The sequence below is a fragment of the Nocardiopsis sp. NPDC055824 genome (genome assembly GCF_053616335.1).
Genome location: NZ_JBSHDN010000025.1, coordinates 40,615 through 49,499, shown reverse-complemented (window position 1 = coordinate 49,499; position 8,885 = coordinate 40,615). Strand labels below are relative to the sequence as shown.

The 8,885-nt window shown below is 74.8% G+C and carries 5 protein-coding genes; 3 read left to right on the top strand and 2 right to left on the bottom strand.

Going from position 1 to position 8,885, the window contains the following annotated elements; translation table 11 throughout:
* Positions 1-253: 253 nt before the first annotated feature.
* A complete protein-coding gene (locus ACWGL3_RS08620; RefSeq protein ID WP_267950501.1) occupies positions 254-1,405 on the bottom strand; it encodes an acyltransferase family protein in 1,152 nt (383 codons plus the stop codon).
* A 449-nt stretch (positions 1,406-1,854) separates the two neighbouring features.
* Between ACWGL3_RS08620 and ACWGL3_RS08615 the strand changes: the two genes are divergently transcribed.
* Complete coding sequence (locus ACWGL3_RS08615) at positions 1,855-3,750, top strand: amidohydrolase (protein ID WP_452461103.1); 1,896 nt, start codon at positions 1,855-1,857, stop codon at positions 3,748-3,750.
* 6 nt (positions 3,751-3,756) lie between these two features.
* Positions 3,757-4,560: a M48 family metallopeptidase gene (locus ACWGL3_RS08610; protein ID WP_267946392.1), complete on the top strand. Its 804-nt coding sequence runs from the start codon at positions 3,757-3,759 to the stop codon at positions 4,558-4,560.
* 115 nt (positions 4,561-4,675) lie between these two features.
* Here the strand turns inward: ACWGL3_RS08610 and ACWGL3_RS08605 are convergent, their stop codons facing one another.
* Positions 4,676-6,865 carry an elongation factor G-like protein EF-G2 gene (locus tag ACWGL3_RS08605; RefSeq protein WP_267946391.1) on the bottom strand — a complete coding sequence of 730 codons (2,190 nt, stop codon included), beginning with the start codon at positions 6,863-6,865 and terminating at the stop codon, positions 4,676-4,678.
* 181 nt (positions 6,866-7,046) lie between these two features.
* Here ACWGL3_RS08605 and ACWGL3_RS08600 point away from each other — a divergent pair, with 181 nt between their 5' ends.
* On the top strand, positions 7,047-8,879 hold the full coding sequence (locus tag ACWGL3_RS08600; protein ID WP_452461102.1) for a CPBP family glutamic-type intramembrane protease: 1,833 nt from the start codon (positions 7,047-7,049) through the stop codon (positions 8,877-8,879).
* Positions 8,880-8,885: the final 6 nt, after the last annotated feature.

Sequence of the window (8,885 nt, the reverse complement as noted above, 5' to 3'; positions counted from 1 at the left end):
GCCCCCCGGGGGCCCCCGCCCGGCCCGGCCGCGCGGCCCCCGCGGCCCCCGCCCGCGGGGGGGCCCTAACCCCGCCGGTCCCCGCGCCCAACCAGGGGGGGGGCCCAAACCCCCCACCGCCCCTTCCCCGTATCCGATTCCCTGTGTCCCCGTGTTCCCCTCGCGCCCCATGGCAACCGACGGACGGCCCGGCCTCCGCGATCCCGCTCCGCGGCGGCCCGGACGCCGTCCTGTCGGGCCGGCGGGGCCCGCCTCAGACCCCGGCGGTCTCCTTCTTCTTCGGGTCGCCCGGGCCGCCGTCCTTGCGCGCGCGCTCGCGGTTCTCCGGGCGGAGCGTGGAGTCCTTGCGCAGGAACCACGTCAGCTGGGGTTCGACCGCCCACTGCATGCACTTGCGCACCCACGGGGTGCACAGCAGCAGTGTCAGGGCCGCCGCACCCGCGGCGGTGATCGCCGTGCCCGTCGGCCCGCCCACCACGTCGTACCAGGGCGAGGCCTTGAGCAGGAGCAGGACCACCGAGTGGCCGAGGTAGATGTAGAGGGTGTACGCGCCCAGGGAGGTGAACCAGGTGCGCTGCTTGGGCGTGAGCGCCAGCACCGCGACGGTCATCAGCAGGGCCAGGCCCATGAAGGCGAGCCGGATCCCGAAGCTGGGCAGGAGCGGGTCGATGTCCCGGTCGGTGAGGCTGTCCTTCCAGAAGAGCCAGTCGCGGCTCAGCCGGTCGGAGATGGGCACGGCCAGCACGGCCGTCATGCCGAGCACGAACACGGACAGGATCCGCACCCACAGCCGGTCCAGGAGGGCGAAGTGCTCGCGCCGCAGGCTCAGCCCCAGCACGAAGAAGGGGAGGAAGCTGACGACGCGGCCCATGGAGAGCGTCTCGCCCAGGCTCGCGGTGGCGCCGAACATCGAGACGACCACGGCGATGAGCACGGGCCAGCGCAGCTGCTTCCAGACCGGCACGCTCAGGCGCCAGAGGAAGAGCGCGACCAGGAACCACAGGGTCCAGGTCGGCTTGAGCACCGAGGCCGCGTCGGGAAGGCCGCCGCGCTCGAAGAAGTAGATGGTCTGGTGGATCGTCCAGAAGATGAGGTACGGGACGGCCACCGTCAGGACCAGCTTCTCCACGCGGTTCGACGAGGCGTCGAAGGACCGCGACAGGTACCCGCTGATCATGATGAACGCGGGCATGTGGAAGAAGTAGATCCAGTAGTACAGGGCGCCCGTGGGCCCGTGGTCCCTCAGGGGCTCGATCGCGTGGCCGACGACGACCAGCGCGATGAGGATGAACTTGGCGTTGTCCAGCCGGGCGTCGCGCCCCGGTGCCTGGACGGTCTCGGGGGCGGGACCCCCGGTGGTCGCGCCCTGCCCGGGTTCCGGAGGGCGGGAGGCCGGACTGGTCATGGATGAGGCCACGAGTGGACTCCGTAGATCACTGTTTTCTCGGGCGGGTTCGTGGTCCGACGGACCCCGTGGAAGGGGTCTGGGCCGGCCTCGGGGGCCGGGGCTCGGATGAGAGGGTGCCGCTTGGCGCGCGAGGGGAGGCACCGGAAGGTCGGATGAATCAGCATGTGCTGCGTTACCTTACTGTGATGTTGCAAGGTACGCCAGCGGTTCTCCCAAATCTGTGGAAAGTTCCCCGGGTCCTTCCGTACGCACGGTGAGGACGGGACGAGCGGGACACACGTAATGTGACCGGCTCGGGCGGGGATGGCTTTCCGTGTGCAGACCCTAACCCATCTGCGGGACCGTGGCGGACGCTGGGTGAACGTGTCGGTGTGTGGCCGTGACGACCGCGCCGCTAGGCTGAGCCGTCAGGCAGTGCCCGTCCAGTCGAGATACGGAAGAAGGCGGTGGAAACCGTGCCGCACGCGGTGGACCCCGACCGTGCAGCCCAGCACGGGAGCGTGGTCATGCGACTCCTCGACGAGCTCTTCCCGCTCGTGGAGGGGTTCTACGTCGATCTGCACAAGAACCCGGAACTCTCCCACGCCGAGCAGCGGACCGCCAGCGGCGTCGCCGAGTGGCTCACCCGGACCGGGTACGAGGTCCACAAGGGGATCGGCGGCACCGGTGTCGTGGGCATTCTCCGCAACGGCCCCGGACCCACGGTGATGCTCCGCGCCGACATGGACGCGCTCCCCCTGGAGGAGAAGACCGGCCTCCCGTACGCGAGCACGACCCGCGCCCCCGACGAGGACGGCGTCGAGGTCCCCGTCATGCACGCCTGCGGACACGACGCCCACACCGCCTGCCTCGTGGGAGCGGCCGACCTCCTCTCCGAGACCCGCGACGAGTGGGCCGGCACCGTCATGATCGTCGCCCAGCCCGCCGAGGAGACCCTCGACGGCGCCCAGGCGATGCTCGCCGACGGCCTCTACGACCGCTTCGGCCGCCCCGACGTCATCCTCGGCCAGCACCTCGGCCCGCAGCCCGCCGGACTCATCTCCCACCGCGCCGGGATCATCCTGGGCGCCTCGCGCGCCTACCGGGTGCGCGTGCACGGCGAGGGCGGCCACGCCTCCCAGCCGCACACCACCGTCGACCCGGTGGTCATCGCCGCGAACATCGTCACCCGCCTCCAGGGCGTGGTCTCCCGGGAGATCAGCCCGAGCGAGATGGCGGTCCTGACCGTCGGCAGGATCCAGGCCGGGACGAAGGCCAACATCATCCCCGACGAGGCCTACCTGGAGATCAACACCCGGGCCCTCAACGACAACGTCGCGGACCAGCTGGAGTCCGCCATCGAGCGGATCGTGCGCGCCGAGGCCGCGGCGTCCGGGGCCGCCCGCGAGCCCGACATCGAGATGTTCGTCTCCTGCGGCGTCACCCGCAACGACGCCACCTGCTCGGCGGAGGTGGCCGCGGCCCACCACGCCTACTTCGGCGAGGACTACGTGATCCACCTGCCGGACCCCTCGCCCGGCACGGAGGACTTCAACTACTTCGGCCTCCCCGGCGACCCCCAGCCCATCCCGTACGTGTTCTGGTTCGTCGGCGCCACGCCCCACGACGTGTGGGAGGCGGCGCCCGGCGACACCCCGTACGAGAAGATGGGCAACGTCCCCAGCAACCACTCGCCGTTCTTCGCGCCCGCGCGCGAACCCACCCTGCGCGCGGGGCTCGCGGCGATCACCGTCGCCGCCCTGTCCTACCTGGGCGCCGACGGGGCGCAGGGCGGGGCCTCCTCGGCCCCGGCCGGCGCGGCCTTCCCGGGGCCGGCCCCCGACGCGGTCCACGAGCCGCGCGCGGTCGCCGGAGACCCGGTCGACCCGTTCGGCGGCGCCCCCGCCCGGGGCGAGACCGCCCCGCAGCCGGCGGCCCCGCTCTCCGACCCCCTGTCCGACCCGTTCGGTCCGCCGCAGGGCCTGCCCGCCCCCGGGGGCCGCCCGGCCCAGGCGGGGCCGCCCGAGCCCAACGACGCCTACGACAGCGCGTTCCTGGCCTCCTCCTGGCCCGACCCCGCGCAGGACCCGGCCAAGTCCACCTACGACGCCGACATGGACGCCGTGATGGGGGCGCAGGACGACGAGCTGCGCGACGAGTGGCGCAGCGACAAGGCCGAGGAGTCCACCCTGTCGACGGACATGGCCTCGATCCTCGACGACGACGGCGTCCCGCAGGGCCCGCCCCAGGGACCTCCCGCGGGACCGTCCTACGGCGGTCCGCCGCCCCGGGGCAGCGCCCACCACGCTCCGCCGCCCCACGGGCCCGACGACGACCTGCCCGACGCCGAGTACCGTCTCTGACGGCGGATGGGGCACGGCCCCTGGCGGTGGGCCGACCGCCGCCTGCGCGGGTCCCTGCGCCACCCCCGGGAGATCCCCGTCCTCGTGGCCTGCGTCGCGGTGACCGTGTTCGCCGTGGTGGGCGCGGTCAGCCGCGCCTACTCCGGCGACCCGAACGAACCGCTGCTCCTGCTCAGCCTGCCCGCGCTCGTGTACTTCGTGCGCGGGCAGCTGTACGCCAGGCAGAGGGTCAACGGGGTCCGCATCACCGAGGACCAGTTCCCCGAGGCGTACCGGATGGTCGTCGAGGCCGCCGCCGCGTTCCGCATGCCGCAGGCGCCCGAGGCGTACGTCGTGCTCGGCAACGGCGTGATCAACGCCTACGCCTCCGGGCACGGGTTCCGCCGCTACGTGGCGATCAACAGCGACCTGTTCGAGGTGGGCGGACGCCTCGCCGACCCCGACGCCCTGCGGTTCGTGATCGGGCACGAGGTGGGGCACATCGCGGCGGGCCACACGTCGTTCTGGCGGCACTTCGGCGTCTCGGTGGCGAACGTGATCCCCGGCGTCGGCAGCTCCCTGGGACGCGCCCAGGAGTACACGGCGGACAACCACGCCTACGCGTTCTGCCCCGAGGGCATGCAGGGGCTGAGGGCCCTCGCGGTGGGCAAGTACCTGTACCCGTCGGTGGACTTCGACGACATCGCCGCGCGGGCGCGGACCGACACGGGGTTCTTCGTGCTCCTGGTCAACCTCCTGTCCAGCCACCCGGTGAACACGTTCCGGTTCGCGGCGCTGGCCGACCGCAGCCGCCCGGGGCGCGTCTTCTAGGCGCCGTGCCGTTCCCCGGCCCCGAGGGGCGTCCGGGCCCGCCCGGCGGGGAGGCGGTCCGGCCGCGTGCGGCGGCGCGGGCGCCCGTCCGCCCCCGGGGAGGGGCCGCCGCGCGTCAGCCCCGGCCGGCCCGGGACAGCCTCGCCGCCGCCTGCGGCGGCAGCGGCTCGTGGCGCAGGTACTCCCGGGTGAACACCCCGGTGCCGTGCGAGACCGACCTCAGCTCCACCGCGTACCGGGTGATCTCCAGCTCCGGGACCTCCGCCCGCACCACCGCCCTGCCGCCCGACGCCGTCCCGGTGCCGACCACCCTGCCCCGCCGGGCCGACAGGTCGCTCAGGACCGGGCCCAGGTAGGAGTCGTCCACCTCCACCGCCACATCGGACACGGGCTCCAGCACCGCCAGCCCGCCGGCCGCGGCGGCGTCCCTGAGCGCCAGGCGCCCCGCCTTCTGGAAGGCCGCGTCCGAGGAGTCCACCGGGTGCGCCTTGCCGTCGTACAGCGTCACCCGGATGTCCACCAGCGGATACCCGGATTCCACGCCGTCCGCCATCTGGGCGCGGACGCCCTTCTCCACCGACGGCACGAACTGCCGGGGCACCACGCCGCCGACGGTCTCGTCCACGAACTCCAGGCCCGAACCCGGGGCCAGCGGCTCCACCCGGATCCGGCAGACGCCGAACTCGCCGTGCCCGCCGCTCTGCTTCACGTTGCGGCCCAGCCCCTGGGCCGGGACCGCGAAGGTCTCCCGCAGCGGGACCCTCACCCCACCGGTCTCCACCCGCACCCCGTGCCGGTGCTCCAACCGGTCGAGGGCGGCGTCGAGGTGCGCCTCGCCCAGGCTCCACAGCACCATCTGGCGGGTCTCCGGGTTCACCTCGACCCGCAGCGACGGGTCCTCCGCCACCAGCCGCGCCACCGCCTGCGAGAGCTTGTCCTCGTCGGCGGAGGACGCGGCGGCCAGCGACACCGGCAGCAGCGGCTGCGGGAACCGCCACGGCGACACCCGCAGCGGGCGGCCGGGATCGGAGAGCGTGTCGCCGGTGCGTGCGTCCGGAAGCCTCGCCACCAGGCACAGGTCCCCGGCGACGGCCCGTCCGACGGGTCGGCTCCCCCGCCCCAGCGGGACCGCCAGGGCGCCCGCGCGCTCGTCGTTGCCGACCCGGTCCAGCTCGACCGTGCCCGTGAGCCCGCAGGGGACCCCGTGGCCGTGCAGGTGGACGGCGGAGTCCGGGGTCAGCGTCCCCGAGAACACGCGTACCAGGCTCACCCTGCCCACGTACGGGTCGGCCGCCGTGCTGAGGACCTCCGCGACGAGCGGGCCGCCGGGGTCGCAGGACAGCCCGGGCACCGGCCTGCCCTCCGGGGTCGCGACCGAAGGGAACGGGCGCCGCGTGGGGTCCGGGCACGACAGCGGCAGCTCGTGCAGCAGCTCCCGCACGCCCACGCCCGTGGTGGTGCTGACGGCGATGACAGGGTGGAGGCCGCCCGCGGCGACGGCCTTCTGGAGGTCCGCGACGAGCAGGTCCGGGTCGAGTTCGCCGCCCTCCACGTAGCGGTCCATGAGGACCTCGTCCCCGCTCCCGGTGATCACCTCCTCGACCAGGGCCTCCCGGAGCGGTCCCGCGGCCTCCCGGACCCGGTCCGGGACCGGGCGCGGGGCGGGGGACGGCGCCGTCCCGCCACCGGTCCCGCTTCCCGCAGGGGAGCCCTGGCAGTCGTGGTAGCGCTCGGAGACGAGCCCCCAGAGGCCGACCACGCGGCGGTCGTCCCCGCTCCCCTCGTAGGCCGGGAGGTAGGCGGGGCGGACGCCGGGGCCGAAGGACTCCCGGCACCGGGCGACCACGTCGTCGTAGTCCGCGCGGGGGTGGTCGATCCTGGTGACGGCCACGGCCCGGGGCATGCCGATCGCGGCGCACTCCTCCCAGAGCACGCGCGTGCGGCCGTCCACGCCGTCCAGGGCGGAGACGACGAACAGGGCGGCGTCCGCGCCGCGCAGCCCCGCGCGCATCGCCCCGATGAAGTCCGCGTACCCGGGGGTGTCCAGCAGGTTCACCTTGACCCCGTCGACCGTCACCGGGTTGAGCGTCAGGTGGACCGACCTCTTCTGGCGGACCTCGACGCCGTCGTGGTCGCTCGCCGTCGTCCCCTCCTCCACGCTGCCGGGGCGGCCGATCTCCCCCGCGGCGACGAGCAGCGCCTCGACCAGGCTCGTCTTCCCGGCGCCGGGCGGACCGACCAGCGCGATGTTGCGGATGTCCTGGGGCCTGTCGGCCTCCGGCACGTGTACGGCTCGGTCTGCCATCCCTGCTGCCCAGCCCTTCGGGATCCGTGGGGCGGTGGTCACGGCGGGCCGGACGTCACCGTCCGCAAGGTGACCTGTGACACTTCTACCGTCACTCTTCCCGGGCTCAACGGCAAGGGGGCGGCGGCTTCGGAATCCGGCATGTGCACTATGACGTGTTTCGGACCCCTACTATTGCCCCGTGCCATGGTCGGAGACTCTTCCTCACTTCAGTTTCGCCGGGACCGTCCTCACGGTCCTGCTGCTCCTCTTCGCGGCGGTCGGCGAGCCCCTCCTCGGCAGGAAGGCCTTCACGTGGCTTTCCGGCAGGCGGGGCGGTGACGTACGCGCGCTGACACAGGTGCACGCCGTCACCATGGCGGTCCACGTCCTCTGGGGCCTGGTCGTCCTCCTCGTCCTGCTGCTCTCGCCGGACCTGCTCCCCTCGGACCTCGGGCTGAGGCTGCCCGACGCCTGGGGGCCGGTCGTCGGCGGCGCGGTCGGGGGCCTGGTCGCCCTCGCCGCGATGTGGGTCCTGGTCAACGGGCTGCCCGTGAACCTGCCGGGGACGGCCGGACGCTCCTCGCGCAAGGGCGGGGGCCGACGGGCCGCGGGCGGCCGGCGGGGGCGCGGGAACGGACGCGCGGACCTGCCCGGAGCCCGGGAGGGGGCCTCTCCGGGAGACCCGGAGGGGCCTGAGGACGCGGAGCGGACCGGGCCCGGCGCGGACGCCGGGAACCCGGCCGCGGGCCGACGGGCCACCGGACACCGGGGGCGCAGGGCCGCCGCGGCCCCGATGACCCTCCCCGAGCCGGAGCGCGGGCGCGGGCTCCTCGTGCCGCGTACCACCGCGGAGCGGGCGATGGCGGGCGGAGTCGCCGTCACCGGGGGCGTGTTCGGGGAACTGCTGTACCGGGGCCTGTTCATCGCCCTCGTCGCGGGTCTGGGGGCGCCGCTGTGGATGGCGGCCGTGCTGTCGGTCGCCCTCTTCTCCGTCGCGCACCTCTACCAGGGCTGGTGGGGCCTGGTCAGCGCCGGCACGTCGGGAACCCTCTTCACGGTCCTGTACCTGGGCACGGGCAGCATCTGGGTGCCGGTCGTCGTGCACGTGGCGCTCGACCTGCGCTCGCTGGTCTTCCCGCCCCCCGCCGTCCGGGAGGAGGGCGAGCGCCTCCACGAGGACTACGGCGACGACTACGAGGACGACTACGGCGACGACTACGAGGACGGGTACGGGGACGCCGGCTACGAGGACGGGTACGGGGACGCCGGCTACGAGGACGGGTACGACGGGTACGGGGACGGGCCCGCCTCCGGCGGCACCGGGGCGGTGCCCCCGGTCGGCGACGAGCTCCCGGCCCCCTCGGAGCACCACCACCTGACCCCGCCCGGCGGGCACGGAGGCACCCCGCCGCACGGCGCCCGCGCCTTCGGGGCGCCCCCCGCGCAGGGCCACCGGGCGGACGGCTCCGCGCAGGGCGGGCCGGGCCCCGGCGGCCCGCCGCCCCCCGGAGCGGCGGCAGGCGCAGGTGGGACCGCACTGAACGGTGGGCCGTACGGTGACGCGTCGGGCGGGTGGGAGGGTCCGGCTGTCGGCGGGACCCCCGCGCACGGCGCCCCGTCCTGGGACGGTCCGGTCCAGGGCGGTCCGGTCCAGGGCGGTCCGGTCCAGGGCGGGCCGGTCCAGGGCGGGCCGCGGCACGGCGGCGACCCGGCCGGACAGGGGTGGAACGGGCCGTACGGCGGCGGGCCAGCGCACGGAACCCCCGCATGGGGCGGGCCCGCGCCGACCGGCGGCGCCGCGCACGGCGCCCCGTCCTGGGGCGAGGCGTCCGGGCACGGCGGACACGGTCCGTCCGCCGCGGACCCCTACCGCAGGGACCCCGGCCCCCACGGCGGGCCGGGCGGCGCGCACGGCCGCGCCCCGGAGGCCCCGGAGCACGGCGGACGACACCTGTACCCCGACGAGTGGATCGAGCACAGGTACGGCGACGGGGGCCACAACCGGGGGCCGGACGCCGGCCCCCGGACGTGATCGGGC